At 71.5% G+C, this 16,722-nt stretch carries 12 protein-coding genes and 1 pseudogene; 8 read left to right on the top strand and 5 right to left on the bottom strand.

The features are described from left to right. Positions 1-127: 127 nt before the first annotated feature. From ACIQCJ_RS06245 to ACIQCJ_RS06230, 4 genes and pseudogenes are all read right to left on the bottom strand, one after another. Positions 128-970, bottom strand: a complete 843-nt coding sequence (locus ACIQCJ_RS06245) for an ABC transporter permease subunit (protein ID WP_391050295.1) — start codon at positions 968-970, stop codon at positions 128-130. Then, on the bottom strand, positions 967-1,902 hold the full coding sequence (locus ACIQCJ_RS06240) for an ATP-binding cassette domain-containing protein (protein ID WP_391161405.1): 936 nt from the start codon (positions 1,900-1,902) through the stop codon (positions 967-969). Before ACIQCJ_RS06240 ends, ACIQCJ_RS06245 begins: the two co-directional genes overlap by 4 nt. A 257-nt stretch (positions 1,903-2,159) precedes the next feature. Next, a complete protein-coding gene (locus ACIQCJ_RS06235; RefSeq protein WP_402711264.1) occupies positions 2,160-5,153 on the bottom strand; it encodes an AAA family ATPase in 2,994 nt (997 codons plus the stop codon). A gap of 651 nt (positions 5,154-5,804) precedes the next feature. After that, positions 5,805-5,921 (bottom strand): annotated as a pseudogene (locus ACIQCJ_RS06230) (SCO5717 family growth-regulating ATPase); the annotation flags it as partial. A 411-nt stretch (positions 5,922-6,332) separates the two neighbouring features. Here ACIQCJ_RS06230 and rpsO point away from each other — a divergent pair. From rpsO to ACIQCJ_RS06205, 5 genes are all read left to right on the top strand, one after another. Next, positions 6,333-6,620 carry a 30S ribosomal protein S15 gene (gene rpsO, locus ACIQCJ_RS06225; RefSeq protein WP_033173003.1) on the top strand — a complete coding sequence of 96 codons (288 nt, stop codon included), beginning with the start codon at positions 6,333-6,335 and terminating at the stop codon, positions 6,618-6,620. 346 nt (positions 6,621-6,966) lie between these two features. After that, complete coding sequence (locus ACIQCJ_RS06220; protein WP_355349816.1) at positions 6,967-9,186, top strand: polyribonucleotide nucleotidyltransferase; 2,220 nt, start codon at positions 6,967-6,969, stop codon at positions 9,184-9,186. Then, positions 9,183-10,559: a M16 family metallopeptidase gene (locus tag ACIQCJ_RS06215; RefSeq protein ID WP_402710869.1), complete on the top strand. Its 1,377-nt coding sequence runs from the start codon at positions 9,183-9,185 to the stop codon at positions 10,557-10,559. Before ACIQCJ_RS06220 ends, ACIQCJ_RS06215 begins: the two co-directional genes overlap by 4 nt. 75 nt (positions 10,560-10,634) lie before the next feature. Then, positions 10,635-11,414, top strand: coding sequence for a 4-hydroxy-tetrahydrodipicolinate reductase (gene dapB, locus ACIQCJ_RS06210; protein WP_355349822.1), 780 nt, complete (start codon positions 10,635-10,637; stop codon positions 11,412-11,414). 33 nt (positions 11,415-11,447) lie between these two features. Next, the gene (locus ACIQCJ_RS06205) at positions 11,448-11,906 is read left to right on the top strand and encodes a hypothetical protein (RefSeq protein ID WP_355349825.1); all 459 of its coding nucleotides are present in this window, start codon (positions 11,448-11,450) and stop codon (positions 11,904-11,906) included. Positions 11,907-11,996: 90 nt separating this feature from the next. On the opposite strand, the gene ACIQCJ_RS06200 is transcribed toward ACIQCJ_RS06205, so the two are convergent. Then, positions 11,997-12,542, bottom strand: coding sequence for a hypothetical protein (locus ACIQCJ_RS06200; RefSeq protein ID WP_355349828.1), 546 nt, complete (start codon positions 12,540-12,542; stop codon positions 11,997-11,999). 241 nt (positions 12,543-12,783) lie between these two features. Here ACIQCJ_RS06200 and thyX point away from each other — a divergent pair, with 241 nt between their 5' ends. From thyX to ACIQCJ_RS06185, 3 genes are all read left to right on the top strand, one after another. Beyond that, entirely contained in the window at positions 12,784-13,530 is a 747-nt protein-coding gene (gene thyX / locus ACIQCJ_RS06195) for an FAD-dependent thymidylate synthase (RefSeq protein WP_355349831.1), read from the top strand. A 188-nt stretch (positions 13,531-13,718) separates the two neighbouring features. Beyond that, a complete protein-coding gene (dapA, locus tag ACIQCJ_RS06190) occupies positions 13,719-14,618 on the top strand; it encodes a 4-hydroxy-tetrahydrodipicolinate synthase (protein ID WP_355349834.1) in 900 nt (299 codons plus the stop codon). A gap of 183 nt (positions 14,619-14,801) precedes the next feature. Further along, positions 14,802-16,487 carry a ribonuclease J gene (locus tag ACIQCJ_RS06185; RefSeq protein ID WP_355349837.1) on the top strand — a complete coding sequence of 562 codons (1,686 nt, stop codon included), beginning with the start codon at positions 14,802-14,804 and terminating at the stop codon, positions 16,485-16,487. Positions 16,488-16,722 lie beyond the last annotated feature (235 nt).

Below are 16,722 nucleotides of genomic sequence, written 5' to 3'. Positions count from 1 at the left end.
GGACCGTCGCGCCGGGGTCCGCGGACGCCGGTCCCGGCTGCCGCGGGGCGTTCCCCTGGGCAGCCGGGTCCTGTGCCGTCGCGGTGGACGGCAGCGGGTACGTCATCGCGTCCTCGTCACGCCGTCGTCACGCGTCGCGCCGCTTGAGCAGCACCGCCGCGCCCGCGAGCGCCACCGCCGCGTAGAGGCAGAACACCAGGAACCCCGTCCAGGGCGCGAGGCTCGTGGCGTCCTGGTGCAGCGAGATCAGCGACTGTCCCGCGTTGCTCGGCAGGTACTTGTTGATGTGGTCGGCCCACGAGGTGGGCAGCGCCTCGGCGAGCACCGGCAGGACGAGCAGCAGGCCGAAGACGGTGGCGATACCGCCCGCCGTGTTGCGGACCAGGGCGCCTATCGCGACGCCGAGCAGTCCCACGACCGTCAGGTACAGGCCCGCGCCCAGCACCATCCGGGTCACGCCGGGGTCGCTCAGCGAGGTGCCGATGTGCCGGGAGGACAGCAGCGCCTGACCGACCAGGAAGGCGATCAGCGCGCCCGCCGTCATCACCACCCAGGTCACCGCCGCGTACAGCCCGGCCTTCGCCCACAGCACCGGCAGCCGCCGCGGCACCGCGGACAGCGACGCCCTGATCATGCCGGTCGCGTACTCACCGGTGATCATCAGGACACCGAGCACACCGACCGCGAGCTGCGCGAGGAAGAAGCCGCGCAGACTGGTCAGCGCGGGCTCGAAGTCGGCCCGCTCGTGCGGCGACATGTGCGGCCAGCGGTTCGCGGTGACCGCGCAGAACAGCGCGCCGAAACCGATCAGCGCGACCATGCCCGCGATCAGCGTGTAGAAGGTGGACCGCAGCGTCCGCAGCTTGATCCACTCGGAGTGCAACACGCGGGCGAGGGTGACCTCGCCGCGCGGCGCGGTCCGCCGCGCCCCGGGAGTCTCCGGCGCCTTGTCGATGGTGGCAGTGCTCATGCCGCCTGTCCTTCCCGCTCGCGCACGGGCGCCGGTGCCTGGTACTCCACGGCGTCCCTGGTCAGTTCCATGAACGCCTCTTCCAACGACGCCTGCTGCGGCGTCAGTTCGGCCAGCGCGACGCCCTGGTCGGCCGCGATCCGGCCGATCCGGTCGCTGCTGAGCCCGGTCACCTCCAGCACACCGCGCTCCACCGACGCCACCGACACATCGGGGCCCGCCAGCAGCTTCCGCAGCCGCTCCGCCTCGTCGGTCCGCACCCGCACCGACGTCCCCGCCGCGGCCCGCACGAATTCCGCCACCGACGTGTCGGCGATCAGCCGCCCCCGCCCGATGACGATCAAGTGCTCGGCGGTCAGCGCCATTTCGGACATCAGGTGGGAGGAGAGCAGGACCGTACGGCCCTCCGCCGCCTGGTCCTTGAGGAGATTGCGGATCCAGAGGATGCCCTCCGGGTCCAGGCCGTTGACCGGCTCGTCCAGCACCAGCGTCGCCGGGTCGCCCAGCAGCGCGCTCGCGATGCCGAGGCGCTGCCCCATGCCGAGCGAGAAACCGCCGACCCGCTTGCGGGCCACCTCGCCCAGACCCACGATGTCGATCACCTCGTCCACCCGGCGGCGCGGAATCCCCGTGGTGGCGGCCAGCGACAACAGGTGGTTGTACGCGCTCCTGCCGGTGTGGATGGCGCGCGCCTCCAGCATCGCGCCCACCTCGTGCAGCGGCGCGCGGTGCTCCGCGTACTGCTTGCCGTTGACGGTGACACCGCCCGACGTCGGCGCGTCCAGGCCCAGGATCATCCGCATCGTGGTCGATTTCCCCGCGCCGTTGGGGCCGAGGAATCCGGTCACCACGCCGGGCCGGACGGTGAAACTGAGGTCGGACACGGCGGTGCGCTCGCCGTACCGTTTGGTCAGGGCGTGGGCTTCGATCATCGGATCGTCCTCGGCGGTGCGTCAGCGGGAAGGGATGATTCCATCCTTGTTCTCCGCGCCCGCCGCGGCGACGGTCCACGGGCGGATTCCCGCCCCGCCCGCGTGCGCCTCCGGGGGGACGCCCCGTACACCAACTGTTGTACGCGCCGCCCGGCCGCCGCTGCGGCCGGGGACGACAAGGGCCGCCACCAGCGACAACGCGTGGTGGCGGCCCCTGTGTCCGCGCTGTGCGCCCGTGCGGGCCCGCCTGCCCCCGGCTACTGCGGGGCGGGCGGCGGCGGGTAGCCGTACCCCGGCGGGAGCTGCGGCGCCTGCGGGTTCTGCGGATCCTGCGGCGGCCCGCCGTACGGCTGCTCGCCCTGCGGCGGCGCGGGCTGCTGCGGCCACCCCTGTTGCGGCTGCGGGGCCTGGGGCTGCGGCGACTGCGGCTGGAAGGGCGCGGGCGCCGCCTGCTGGCCCGGCGGGTACGGCTGCGGCGCCTGCGGCGGACCGCCGTACGCACCGGGCTGGCCGGGCTGTCCCGCCTGACCCGGCGCCGGGTAACCGCCGTGCTGCGGTGCCGGATAGCCGCCCTGCTGCGGTTGCTGGGGCTGCGGCGGCGGAGGGTAACCGCCCTGCTGCGGCGGTGGCGGCGCGGGGAAACCGCCCTGCGGAGCGGCGTAGGGGCCGTAGCCGGGACCGGCCTGGCCGCCGCCCTGGACCGGCATCGGCGGCGCCTGGTGCGGCGGCGGGTTGACCCCGTCGGCCGTCCACAGCCCCTGCGCCTGCTGGGCCCGCGTGAAGTCCTCCGCGACCATCGCCGACAGGTTGAAGTACGCCTCGCGGGTCTTGGGCCGCATCATGTCGAGGTCGACCTCCGCGCCCGCGGCGAGGTGTTCGTCGAAGGGCACCACCTGGACACCGCGGCAGCGGGTCTGGAAGTGCGCCACGATGTCGTCGACCTTGATCATCTTGCCGGTCTCCCTGACCCCCGAGATGACCGTGATGCTCCGCGACACCAACTCCGCGTACCCGTGCGCCGACAGCCAGTCCAACGTGGTGCTCGCGCTGGACGCGCCGTCCACCGACGGCGTCGACACGATGATCAACTGGTCGGCCAGGTCGAGGACTCCGCGCATCGCGCTGTACAGCAGACCGGTGCCGGAGTCCGTGAGGATCACCGGGTACTGGCGGCCCAGCACGTCTATCGCCCGCCGGTAGTCCTCGTCGCTGAACGCCGTCGAGACGGCCGGGTCCACGTCGTTCGCGATGATCTCGAGCCCCGACGTCGCCTGCGAGGTGAACCGGCGGATGTCCATATAGCTGTTGAGGTACGGGATCGCCTGTACGAGGTCGCGGATCGTCGCCCCCGTCTCGCGCCGCACCCGGCGGCCGAGGGTGCCCGCGTCCGGGTTGGCGTCGATCGCCAGGATCTTGTCCTGCCGCTCGGAGGCCAGCGTCGAGCCCAGCGCGGTCGTCGTGGTCGTCTTGCCCACGCCGCCCTTGAGGCTGATCACCGCGATCCGGTAGCACGACAGCACCGGCGTACGGATCAGCTCCAGCTTCCGCTGCCGCTCCGCCTCCTCCTTCTTGCCGCCGATCTTGAACCGCGACGGCTGCGCGTTCGCGCCCGCGCGCTTCGCCTTCGGCGGATTGCGCAGCAGCCGGTCCGACGACAGCTCCACGGCCGCCGTGTAGCCGAGCGGCGTGCCGCCCTGCGTCGTGGGCTGCCGCTGGTCGGGCGTGACGGTGGGCCAGCCGCCCATCCGCGGGTCGGCCGGTGCCTGCGGCTGCGGCTGCGGAGGCTGCGGGGCCTGCTGCTGACCCTGCGGGTCGGGCCGCGCGGGCTGCTGCGGCTGGTGCGGCTGCCCCGGCTGCGGGAAGCCGTAACCGCCCTGCTGCGGCAGCGGCTGAAGCGGTGCCGCCTGGTCCTGGCCCGGCTGCGCGTGCTGCGGGAAGCCGTAACCGCTGCCCTGCGCGGGACCCGCGCCCTGCTGCGGCGCCACCGGCTCGTGCGGCAGTCCCGACGGTACGGGGCCCGCCGTGTACGGCTGCGGCCCGCCCTGCGGCGGCGCTCCGAAGCCGGTCGGCGCGGGCAGATTCCGCTCCGGGGTGTCCTGCGGCACCGCGTCGTTCGGCTCGGGCACCGCGTCCTGCGGTTCCGGTGCCCGCTGCGGCTGGACCTGAGCGGGTGCCGGGACCGGGGCGTGCGGCGCCGCGGGCGGCGGGAAGCCGTACCCCTGGCCCTGCGGCGCGTCCGGCGTCCCCGCGACCGGCGCGGGCGGCTGCGCTTGAGGCTGAGGCTGCGACTGCGGGTGGGGCTGCGGCTGCGGCTGCGCGTAGCCGGTCGGCGGCACGGGCTGGCCCGGCTGCTGGACCGGGCCCGGCTGCCCGGCGGCCGGGGGCTCCTGACGGGCAGGGAGATTCACCGGCTGCCCGGTCGGCGGCGGGAAGCTGTGCAACGGCGGCGCCGCCGCAGGACCCGCGTTCCCCTGCCGCGCGGGCTCGGCGGTCGGCGGGGGGAAGCCGTAACCCTGTTGGGGTGCGGGCGGGTTGGGGCCGCCGGGGTGCAGTGGTGCGGCCGGTGGTGCGGCGGGCTCGGCGGTCGGCGGGGGGAAGCCGTAACCGTGTTGGGGTGCGGGCGGGTTGGGGCCGCCGGGGTGCAGCGGCGCTGCCGGTGGTGCGGCGGGGGCGTCGGCTGCCGGGGGGAAGCCGTAGCCCTGTTGGGGTGCGGGCGGGTTGGGGCCGCCGGGGTGCAAGGGGGCGGCCGGAGGTGCCGCCGGAGCGTTGGCCGCCGGGGGATTGCCGTAATCCTGTTGAGGTGCGGGCGGGTTGGGGCCGCTGGGGTGCAGGGGTGCGGCCGGTGCGTCGGCGGCGGGCGGGAAACCGTACCCCTGTCGCGGGGCGGCCGGGGAGCTGTCCGGGGCGGGGTGCGAGGGCTCCGCGCGCTCGAAGTCCGGGGGGAGCGGCGGTACGGGGCCGCGCGGTGCGCCGGGCGCCCACGGGAGGGCGTCCGCCGCGCCGGGCAGCGGCACCCAGACCGGGGCACGAGGCGCGGCCGGGGCCTCCTCGGCCTCGGGCTCCGACGGTGCCGACGGCTTCGCGGCAGCGGCAGCGGCAGCGGCAGGGGCAGCGGGCGCGGGCGCGGCGGCCTTGGCCTCCGCAGGCTCGTCATCGGCGGCGGACGAGGACGTAGAAGACGTAGAAGAGGACGTAGGAGAGGAGACGGCCGGCTCCGGCGGCTTCCGCTTGCCGGCCTCGCGCTCCTCCACCTCCCGCCGCAACGCGGCGGCGGAGAAGCGCACCGTGGCGTCGGGCGCGCCGTCCTCGCGGCCCCCGAAAGCGGGGAATCCCGAACCACCGGGCGTACCGGACCCCGACGCGGAAGCCCGTACCGGCTCCGGCTCCGACGTGGCCGCGGCCTCCGCCGCAGGCGCGGACTCGGGCTCCCGCTGCGCCGCACCTTCCGAGCGGTCCGAGCCGTCCGAACGGTCCGTGCCCGCCGACGCGCGCGCGGGCTCGCCCGCCGACTCGGCCGACGCGGCGCGCGGAACCGGGATCGACGGTACGGCCGCGGCCGACCAGGACGGTTCGGCCGCCGACGCCGAAGGGCCGGGCGTGGGCAGGGGCAGCGACGGCACGGCGGCGGCGGACCACGACGACTCCGACGACTCCGACGAACCCGCCGCGTCACCCGTCAGCCCCGCCCCCGGCTCGGAGCCGGGAACAGAAGCAGGGGAGGAACCTGCGGCACCCGTATCCGAGCGCCGGTCCGACCGCGCGCCCGTCTGCGGGCCCGAGCCCGTGAAGGACCCCGAATCCGTGACAGGAACGGAACCGGAATCGGCGCCAGCGCCGGAATCCGAGCCGCTGTCCGCCGCCTCGTCGGCGTCGTCGGCGTCCGCGGAGCCGCCCGCGTCCCCCATGTACCAGGCGGGCGCCGCGTCGCCCAGGCTGAACTCACCCGTGTAGTCGGCGTCGCCCCGGTCCTCGACAGGGCCGGCCCCGCCCACGCGGCTGTCGTCCCGATCGCTGCTCACAATGCCTCCTGGTCTGCTGCTTCACCGTGTCCCCGCGACGAGTCCGGCCCGTAAAAAGCCGCTCGTCGGCGCGGGACACCGTCGCGGGACCGCACCGCTGCGCGCATACCCACGCATCCCATGTCCGATCCCCCTCCCCGTCAGGGGCAAGACTAATCGTCGGTAGCCTTCCGATGTCAGGCCCGCCCTCATGGGTCAGTGCCCCTCGCACACCACCCTCACGCGCCGGGCGGCGTCCCCGCCCGCGCCCGGAGATGACCCGCGGGTAAGCGGACCGCCGCGGGCTGGTACTCTGGGTGACGGTCACGTGTGTGTACACACCCCGTGATCCCGCGCCTCGCGAGTCAACGAAGCATCCCCCGCGATGAATACCGGGGGCGCTCGGAGGCCACTGATACCTGAGGAGTCCGTATGTCGCTCGACGTCGAGACGAAGAAGCAGATCATCGCCGAGTTCGGTACCAAGGAGGGCGACACGGGCTCCCCCGAGGTCCAGGTCGCTCTGCTCTCGCGCCGTATCTCGGACCTGACCGAGCACCTCAAGACCCACAAGCACGACCACCACTCGCGTCGTGGTCTGCTGATCCTGGTCGGCCAGCGCCGCCGTCTGCTGCAGTACCTGGCCAAGAAGGACATCACGCGCTTCCGTGAGCTCCGCGAGCGCCTCGGCATCCGTGCCGGCGCCGCGGGCGTTCGCTAAGACGCCGTGGAGGGGGAGCGGTACCCGCGAGTCGGGGCCGCTCCCCCTTTGCCGTATACGCGATACGCGCCGTGTACGGCGAAGCATCGCCGTAGTGGCCATATACGCGCCGAGCGACGAAGCGCGCACATGAAGTGCGTGATGTCTCCGTCATCTGGTGCAATGGTTATCAAGTATGAGGAGGAGCGTCCTCCTGATCGCCGAACAGCCGGTCCTCGGTAGTGGCCTCCGGAAGACACACGCCCCGGAGGCTTCGATCGAAGACCGGCACCGGTAACAGGACGCCCCTCCACCGATGGCCCGCCAGGGAAACGCCCTGCGGGCATGGACGAGGAGAATCCCCATAGTGGAGAACGAGACCCACTACGCCGAAGCCGTTATCGACAACGGCACGTTCGGCACCCGCACCATCCGCTTCGAGACGGGCCGCCTGGCCCGTCAGGCCGCCGGCTCCGCCGTGGCCTACCTGGACGACGACACCATGGTGCTGTCGGCCACCAGCGCCTCGAAGCAGCCCAAGGAGCACTTCGACTTCTTCCCCCTCACGGTGGACGTCGAGGAGCGCATGTACGCGGCCGGCCGGATCCCCGGTTCCTTCTTCCGCCGCGAGGGCCGCCCCTCCGAGGACGCGATCCTCACCTGCCGGCTGATCGACCGCCCGCTGCGCCCGTCCTTCGTCAAGGGCCTGCGCAACGAGATCCAGGTCGTCTGCACGGTCATGGCGCTCAACCCCGACCACCTGTACGACGTGGTCGCGATCAACGCCGCCTCCTGCTCCACGCAGCTCGCGGGCCTGCCCTTCTCCGGCCCGATCGGCGGCGTCCGCGTCGCCCTCATCAAGGGCCAGTGGGTCGCGTTCCCGACCCACAGCGAGCTCGAGGACGCCGTCTTCGACATGGTCGTCGCGGGCCGCACCCTCGAGGACGGCGATGTCGCGATCATGATGGTGGAGGCCGAGGCCACCGCCAAGACGATCCAGCTCGTCGCGGGCGGCGCCGAGGCGCCGACCGAGGAGATCGTGGCCGCGGGCCTCGAAGCCGCCAAGCCGTTCATCCGGACGCTCTGCAAGGCGCAGTCCGAGCTGGCCGCCAAGGCCGCCAAGCCCACCGGCGAGTTCCCGATCTTCCTGGACTACCAGGAGGACGTGTTCGAGGCCCTGGAGTCCGCCGTCACCGGCGAGCTGGCCCAGGCGCTCACCATCCCCGGCAAGCAGGCCCGTGAGGCCGAGCTGGACCGCGTCAAGGGTCTGGCCGCCGAGAAGCTCCTCCCGCAGTTCGAGGGTCGCGAGAAGGAGATCTCCGCCGCGTACCGCTCGCTGACCAAGAAGCTGGTCCGCCAGCGCGTCATCAAGGACAAGGTCCGCATCGACGGCCGCGGCGTCACGGACATCCGTACGCTGGCCGCCGAGGTCGAGGCCATCCCGCGCGTGCACGGCTCCGCGCTGTTCGAGCGTGGCGAGACCCAGATCCTGGGCGTCACCACCCTCAACATGCTCCGCATGGAGCAGCAGCTCGACACCCTGGCGCCCGAGACCCGCAAGCGCTACATGCACAACTACAACTTCCCGCCGTACTCGGTCGGCGAGACCGGCCGCGTGGGCTCGCCCAAGCGCCGCGAGATCGGCCACGGTGCGCTCGCCGAGCGCGCCCTGATCCCGGTCCTGCCGACCCGCGAGGAGTTCCCCTACGCGATCCGTCAGGTCTCCGAGGCGCTCGGCTCCAACGGCTCCACGTCGATGGGCTCGGTCTGCGCCTCCACCATGTCGCTGCTGAACGCCGGTGTGCCGCTCAAGGCCCCCGTCGCCGGTATCGCCATGGGCCTGATCTCGCAGGAGATCGACGGCGAGACGCACTACGTGGCGCTCACCGACATCCTCGGCGCCGAGGACGCGTTCGGCGACATGGACTTCAAGGTCGCCGGCACGAAGAACTTCGTGACCGCGCTCCAGCTCGACACCAAGCTCGACGGCATCCCCGCCTCCGTGCTGGCCGCCGCGCTGAAGCAGGCCCGTGACGCCCGCCTCCACATCCTCGATGTGATGAACGAGGCCATCGACGTCCCGGACGAGATGTCCCCCAACGCCCCGCGGATCATCAGCATCAAGATCCCCGTGGACAAGATCGGCGAGGTCATCGGCCCCAAGGGCAAGATGATCAACCAGATCCAGGAGGACACCGGCGCCGACATCTCCATCGAGGACGACGGCACCGTGCTGATCGGCGCCACCGAGGGCTCGCAGGCCGAGGCGGCCCGCGCGGTGATCAACCAGATCGCCAACCCGACGATGCCCGAGGTCGGCGAGCGCTACCTGGGCACGGTCGTGAAGACGACCACCTTCGGCGCGTTCGTCTCGCTGATGCCCGGCAAGGACGGCCTGCTGCACATCTCGCAGATCCGTAAGCTCGCCGGCGGCAAGCGCGTCGAGAACGTCGAGGACGTTCTCGGTGTGGGCGCCAAGGTGCAGGTCGAGATCGCCGAGATCGACCAGCGCGGCAAGCTCTCGCTGATCCCGGTCATCGAGGGCGAAGACGACGCCGAGGACGCGAAGGACGAGTCGGAGAAGTGACGACCCGCTCCACCGCAGTGACGGCCCGCCCCTCCACCAAGGGGCGGGCCGTCCGCACGCGGACCCTCCTCCCGGGCACCGACGGCATCGGCACCGTACGGCGCAGCGTCCTGCCCGGCGGGCTGCGCGTCGTCACCGAGACGCTGCCCACCGTCCGTTCCGCCACCTTCGGCATCTGGGCGGCCGTCGGCTCCCGCGACGAGACCCCGGTGCTCAACGGCGCCACCCACTACCTGGAGCACCTGCTCTTCAAGGGCACGGAGCGCCGCAGCGCACTGGACATCTCCGCGGCCGTGGACGCGGTCGGCGGCGAGATGAACGCCTTCACGTCCAAGGAGTACACCTGCTACTACGCGCGGGTGCTCGACACCGATCTGCCGCTGGCCATCGACGTGGTCTGCGACATGCTCACCGGGTCGCTGATCCGCCAGGAGGACATCGACGCCGAACGCGGCGTCATCCTGGAGGAGATCGCGATGACCGAGGACGACCCCGGTGACCAGGTGCACGACCTGTTCACCACCGCGATGCTCGGCGACACCCCGCTCGGCCGCCCCGTCCTCGGCACCGTCGAGACCATCAACGCGCTCACCCGCGACCAGGTCGCCCGCTTCTACAAGCGGCACTACGACCCCACGCGGCTCGTCGTCGCCGCCGCGGGCAACGTCGACCACGCGGCCGTCGTCCGCCAGGTCCGCCGCGCCTTCGAGAACGCGGGCGCCCTGCACGACACGGACGCCGTCCCGATGGCGCCGCGCTCCGGCAGCCGTACGCTCCGCGCCGCGGGCCACCTCGAACTGCTCGACCGGCGCACCGAGCAGGCCCATGTCGTCCTCGGCATGCCCGGCCTGTCGCGCAACGACGACCGGCGCTGGGCGCTCAGCGTGCTCAACACCGCGCTCGGCGGCGGCATGAGCTCCCGGCTCTTCCAGGAAGTGCGCGAGAAGCGCGGCCTGGCCTACTCGGTGTACTCCTACACCTCGTCCTTCGCGGACTGCGGCCTCTTCGGTGTCTACGCGGGCTGCCAGCCGCGCCGGGTGCCGGAAGTGCTCAAGATCTGCCGGGACGAGCTGCACCAGGTCGCGGAACACGGCCTGACCGACGAGGAGATCGGCCGCGCGATCGGCCAGCTCTCCGGCTCCACGGTGCTCGGTCTCGAGGACACCGGCGCGCTGATGAACCGGCTCGGCAAGAGCGAGCTGTGCTGGGGCGAGCAGTTGTCCGTCGACGACCTGCTCGGCCGGATCGCCGCGGTGACCCCGGACGACGTACGCGCGGTGGCCCGCGATGTACTGGGCCAGCGGCCGTCGCTGGCCGTCATAGGGCCGCTCAAGGAGAAGCAGAGCGCGCGCCTGCGCGAGGCGCTCGCGTAGCGGACCGGCTCGCGGGAGCCGCGGCGCGCGTGCCGTCAACCGATGTGAGATGCGAAGGACGAGGACAGGACAACGATGAGCAAGCTCCGTGTGGCCGTCATCGGCGCCAAGGGCCGGATCGGATCAGAGGCGGCACGCGCGGTCGAGGCGGCCGACGACCTCGACCTCGTCGCGGCGATCGACCGCGACGACCGGCTGGAGACACTGACCGAGTCCGGTACGCAGGTCGCCGTCGACCTGACGCACCCCGACGCCGTCATGGGCAATCTGGAGTTCTGCGTCGGCCACGGCATCCACGCGGTGGTCGGCACCACCGGCTGGACCCCGCAGCGGCTCGACACCCTGCGCGGCCGGCTCGCCGCCTCGCCCGCCACCGGGGTGCTCATCGCGCCGAACTTCTCCATCGGCGCCGTCCTCACCATGCGCTTCGCCCAGCAGGCCGCCCGCTGGTTCGAGAGCGTCGAGGTCATCGAGCTGCACCACAACCGGAAGGCGGACGCCCCCAGCGGCACCGCCACCCGTACCGCGCAGCTCATCGCCGCCGCCCGCGCGGAGGCGGGCCGCGCCCCGCAGGAGGACCCCACCACCCACGCCCTGGACGGCGCCCGCGGCGCGGACGTCGACGGCGTCCCGGTGCACTCGGTACGGCTGCGCGGCCTGCTCGCGCACCAGGAAGTGCTCTTCGGCGACACCGGCGAGACCCTCACCATCCGGCACGACTCGCTGCACCACAGCAGCTTCATGCCGGGCATCCTGCTCGCGGCCCGTACCGTGCCCGGTGTCCCCGGCCTCACCTTCGGCCTGGAACACTTCCTCTCGGACGACCACCGCGCGCTTCAGCCGGACGAGGGCTGACGCGGAGGACCGAACCGGAGGACGGAAACCGAAATGCGCGCCAAACTCAGCTACGCCGTGTCCGCGGTCGTGCTGGTCTTCTACTTCGTGCTGGTCGGCGACCGCGGGGTGCTGCTCATCGCGGACGGCCGCCCGGTCACCGTCGTCTTCGGCGTCGCCGTGCTCGTCCTGCCGCTGATCGGCGCCTGGTTCCTCTGGCACACCACCCAGTTCGCCCGCCACGCCGGACGGCTCGGCCGCGAACTGGAGGCCGAGGGCGGCCTGCCCGTGGACGAACTGGTCCGTACGCCCAGCGGCCGGATCGACCGCGACTCGGCCGACGCGGTGTTCGCCAAGCGGCAGGCGGAGACGGAGGCCGCGCCGGACGACTGGCGCAACTGGTTCCGGCTCGCCGTCGCGTACTTCGACGCACGCGACACCCCGCGGGCCCGCAAGGCGATGCAGCGGGCCATCGCGCTGCACGACGGGCGCGAGGTGCGCGAGCGGGTCTAGGCGGGCCGCGACCGGGCGCGACTCCTCATACGGGTGTGCCCGGTCGAATTCATCCGGCCGTGCACCCGGGAGGGTGAAGCTGAGCGCGGCTCAGCGCAGTTCGGCGGCCCAGCCCTCGATGGCGTCGGCGGCGAGGTCGAACGCCTCGACCCGGCCGAGGAAGTCCGCGTTGTGGTCGGTCAGCATCGGCCGCAGCGGACGGCCGCCGCGCCGGGTGATCACCAGTGCCTGCCCCTGCACACTGCGTGGCAGCCCCAGCACCCGCACGGGCTGCTGCGCCGTGCGCACCGAGACCACCTGGCTCCACGACACCGTCGAGGTGGAGAAGAACTCCACCTGGCGCAGGCCCTTCCCGCTCACCCACACACCTACGCGCAGCAGCCGCAGGGTGACCGCGATGATCACGAACGCCGAGAGCAGGCACGTGACGCCGCCCTGCCCGCTTCCCGCGGCGACCATGATCAGCGCGGCGAACAGCAGGTACGAGGCGAAGACCAGCAGCAGCGCCGCGGTCGCGACCCGCCACGGTCCTGGACGGTAGGGCCGCATCCAGCGGTCCTGGTCGGCGTGCGGCAGCGCACGTCCGGGCGTGAACTCATCGACGAAGGCGGTGGTGGAATTGTGGGGGAGGGACACGCGGGGAATCCTCTTCGGGTCTCCGGCAGCTTCCGGCACGAGCGGGCTATGACGGGTGAGGCTAGCCGCCGTGCGGCGCCGCGGCTACCTCGGGTCGTCCGATCGGCCCTGGCCCGCCCGACGAACGCTGTCATACGGAGCGAATAGGCTGGCGCCGCACGGCAGAACAGCCGCCCGACCGCACACCGGCTCAACCGCACACCAGCTCAACCGCACAGCCGCCAAGCAGGAAGGACCTCGGGTGCCGACCGAGACCACCACCGGGACCACCGTCCCCGTCCAGTTCCGCGACGACGTGACCGTCGACCTCGTGAAGCACAGCGCCTCTGACGGCGACGTCCTGTGGGCGGCCCGGGTCTCCACCGCCGGAGAGCAGTCCCTCGAAGAGCTGACCAAGGACCCCGAGCGCTCCAAGGGCCTGATCAACTACCTGATGCGCGACCGCCACGGCAGCCCCTTCGAGCACAACTCCATGACCTTCTTCATCAGCGCCCCGATCTTCGTCTTCCGCGAGTTCATGCGCCACCGCGTCGGCTGGTCGTACAACGAGGAGTCCGGGCGTTACCGCGAGTTGCAGCCGGTGTTCTACGTGCCGGGGCCCGAGCGGAAGCTGGTGCAGCAGGGGCGGCCGGGGAAGTACGAGTTCGTGCACGGCACCGCGGAGCAGCACGAGGCGGTGCGGGGGGCGATGGAGGAGTCGTACGCGCATTCGTACGCGGCGTACCAGGAGATGCTGGCGGCCGGGGTGGCCAGGGAAGTGGCGCGGGCGACGCTGCCGGTCGGGTTGTTCTCGTCGATGTACGCGACGTGCAACGCGCGCTCGCTGATGCACTTCCTGGGGCTGCGGACGCAGCACGAACTGGCGGCCACGCCGTCGTTCCCGCAGCGGGAGATCGAGATGGTGGGGGAGCGGATGGAGGCCGCGTGGGCGGGTCTGATGCCGCTGACACACGCGGCGTTCAACGCGAACGGCCGGGTGGCACCGTAACGGCCGGAACCGATCGGCGCGACCGCAGTCAAATGTCCGAAGTGTTCAGATTGCAGGCATTCGTGAAGTTCATCTAGGCTGCTGAAACGGACTCCGGCGTTGCTTGAACCCCCGAGCAGGCACCGCCGGAGTCCTTTGCGCAGGTCCCGAGGCTGCATGCCCGTACACACACCGAGTAGCGTGGACCCATGGCTCCGACCTCCACCCCCACGGCCCCCTTCGGGCGGGTCCTGACCGCAATGGTCACGCCGTTCACCGCGGACGGCGCCCTCGATCTCGACGGCGCGCAACGGCTCGCCGCCCACCTCGTGGACGCCGGGAACGACGGTCTCGTCGTCAACGGCACGACCGGGGAGTCGCCCACCACGAGCGACACGGAGAAAGCCCGGCTCGTACGGGCCGTCGTGGAAGCCGTCGGAGACCGCGCCTTCGTCGTCGCCGGAGCCGGCACCAACGACACCCGGCACAGCACGGAACTGGCCCGCCAGGCGGAGAGCGCCGGCGCCCACGCCCTGCTCGCGGTGACGCCGTACTACAACAAGCCCCCGCAGGAGGGCCTGTACCGGCACTTCACCGCCATCGCCGACGCCACCGGGCTGCCCGTCATGCTCTACGACATCCCCGGCCGCAGCGGCGTCCCCATCGACACCGAGACCATCGTCCGGCTGGCCGAACACCCCCGGATCGTCGCCAACAAGGACGCCAAGGGCGACCTCGGCGCCGCGAGCTGGGCGATGTCCCGCAGCGGCCTGGCCTGGTACTCGGGCGACGACATGCTCAATCTGCCGCTGCTCTCCATCGGCGCCGCCGGCTTCGTCTCCGTCGTCGGCCACCTGGTCTCCGCCGAACTGCGCGCACTCCTCGACGCGTACACCAGCGGCGACGTCACCAAGGCCGCCGAGATCCACCAGCGACTGCTGCCGGTCTACACCGGCATGTTCCGCGCCCAGGGCGTCATCACCACCAAGACCGCCCTCGCGCTGCGCGGACTGCCCGCCGGTCCCCTCCGGCTCCCCCTCGTGGAGCTGGACCAGGCCGCCACCGAACAGCTCAGGAGGGATCTCGCCGCAGGCGGGGTAGACCTCTGACCACAGACTTCACAACTTAATAGGTCCGAACACGCACAACCGCACAACCGAACGACTGCACAACCGCACAGCCGAAAGACCGCACAGCCGACGATGCGCACTGCCGCATACGCACGGAAAACACGATGTCACGCGCGCCGCGACCCAGGAGGGTCCGGCGGCGCGCGTGGTAGGGAGAGACTTTTGAGCCATCCGCACCCCGAACTCGGCCCCCCGCGGACCCTGCCCGACGGCGGCCTCCGGATCACCCCGCTCGGCGGCCTCGGAGAAATCGGCCGCAATATGACGGTCTTCGAATTCGGCGGCAAGCTGCTGATCGTCGACTGCGGAGTGCTCTTCCCCGAGGAAGAGCAGCCCGGCGTCGATCTGATCCTGCCGGACTTCACCTCCATCAGGGACCGCCTCGACGACGTCGTCGGCGTGATCCTGACCCACGGCCACGAGGACCACATCGGCGCCGTCCCCTTCCTCCTGCGGGAGAAGGACGACATCCCGCTGATCGGCTCCAAGCTGACCCTCGCCCTGATCGAGGCCAAGCTCCAGGAGCACCGCATCCGGCCGTACGTGCTGGAGGTCAAGGAGGGCGAGCGCGAGCGCATCGGCCCCTTCGACTGCGAATTCGTCGCCGTCAACCACTCCATCCCGGACGCGCTGGCCGTCGCCATCCGCACTCCGGCGGGCATGGTCGTCGTCACGGGCGACTTCAAGATGGACCAGCTCCCGCTGGACGGCCGCCTGACCGACCTGCCGACCTTCGCGCGGCTCGGCGAGGAAGGCATCGACCTGCTCCTCGCGGACTCCACCAACGCCGAGGTCCCCGGCTTCGTCGCACCCGAGCGGGACATCTCGCAGGTGCTCAGGCAGACCTTCGCCAAGGCGGACAAGCGGATCATCGTGGCGAGCTTCGCCAGCCACGTCCACCGCATCCAGCAGGTCCTGGACGCCGCGCACGAACGCGGCCGCAAGGTGGCCTTCGTCGGCCGCTCGATGGTCAGGAACATGGGCATCGCCCGCGACCTGGGCTACCTCAAGGTGCCCAGCGGTCTCGTCGTGGACGTCAAGGTCCTCGACGACCTGCCCGACGAGAAGGTCGTCCTCGTCTGCACCGGCTCCCAGGGCGAGCCCATGGCCGCCCTGTCCCGGATGGCGAACCGCGACCACCAGATCCGGATCGTCGAGGGCGACACCGTCATCCTCGCGTCCTCCCTCATCCCGGGCAACGAGAACGCGGTCTACCGCGTGATCAACGGCCTCACCCGATGGGGTGCCAACGTTGTCCACAAGGGCAACGCCAAGGTCCACGTCTCCGGCCACGCCTCGGCCGGCGAACTGCTGTACTTCTACAACATCTGCAAGCCGCGCAATCTGATGCCGATCCACGGCGAATGGCGACACCTGCGCGCCAACGCCGATCTCGGCCAGCTCACCGGCATCCCCAAGAACCGCTGCGTCATCGCGGAGGACGGCGTGGTCGTCGACCTCATCGACGGCGTCGCCAAAATCGCGGGCAAGGTTCAGGCCGGTTACGTGTACGTCGACGGTCTCTCCGTCGGCGACATCACGGAGTCGTCGCTGAAGGACCGCCGCATCCTCGGGGAAGAAGGCATCGTCTCGGTCTTCGTGGTGGTCGACTCGACCACCGGCAAGATCGTCGGTGGCCCGAACATCCATGCCCGCGGTTCGGGCATCGAGGACGACGCATTCGCCGCCGTCATCCCCAAGATCGAGGAGGGGCTGTCCCGTTCGGCCTCCGACGGGGTGATGGAAGCACGCCAGATCCAGCAGCTCATCCGCCGCTCGGTCGGCAAATGGGTCTCCGACACCTACCGTCGGCGACCGATGATCCTCCCTGTGGTGGTTGAGGTCTGACGCCTCGTCAACCACTGGACCATGAGCGGGCCCCCGGATTTGCATCCGGGGGCCCGCTCCAGTACGTTGGCACAACCGCCTCGACGAGACCCACGGAAACGTGTGTGCTCGGAACGGGGTTGGTAATTCCGACCGAATAGCTTCTGCTAAAGTCGGAGACACGACGAAGGGAAAGCCCGGAGGGCCGGTGAAACGGTCTGAAGGAAGCTTCCGTTCCTTGAGAACTCAACAGCGT

This window comes from Streptomyces sp. NPDC093221, from assembly GCF_044753885.1.
Lineage (GTDB): Bacteria > Actinomycetota > Actinomycetes > Streptomycetales > Streptomycetaceae > Actinacidiphila.
Note: the sequence above shows the minus strand (reverse complement) of the source record. Positions and strands in the feature narration are given on the sequence as shown.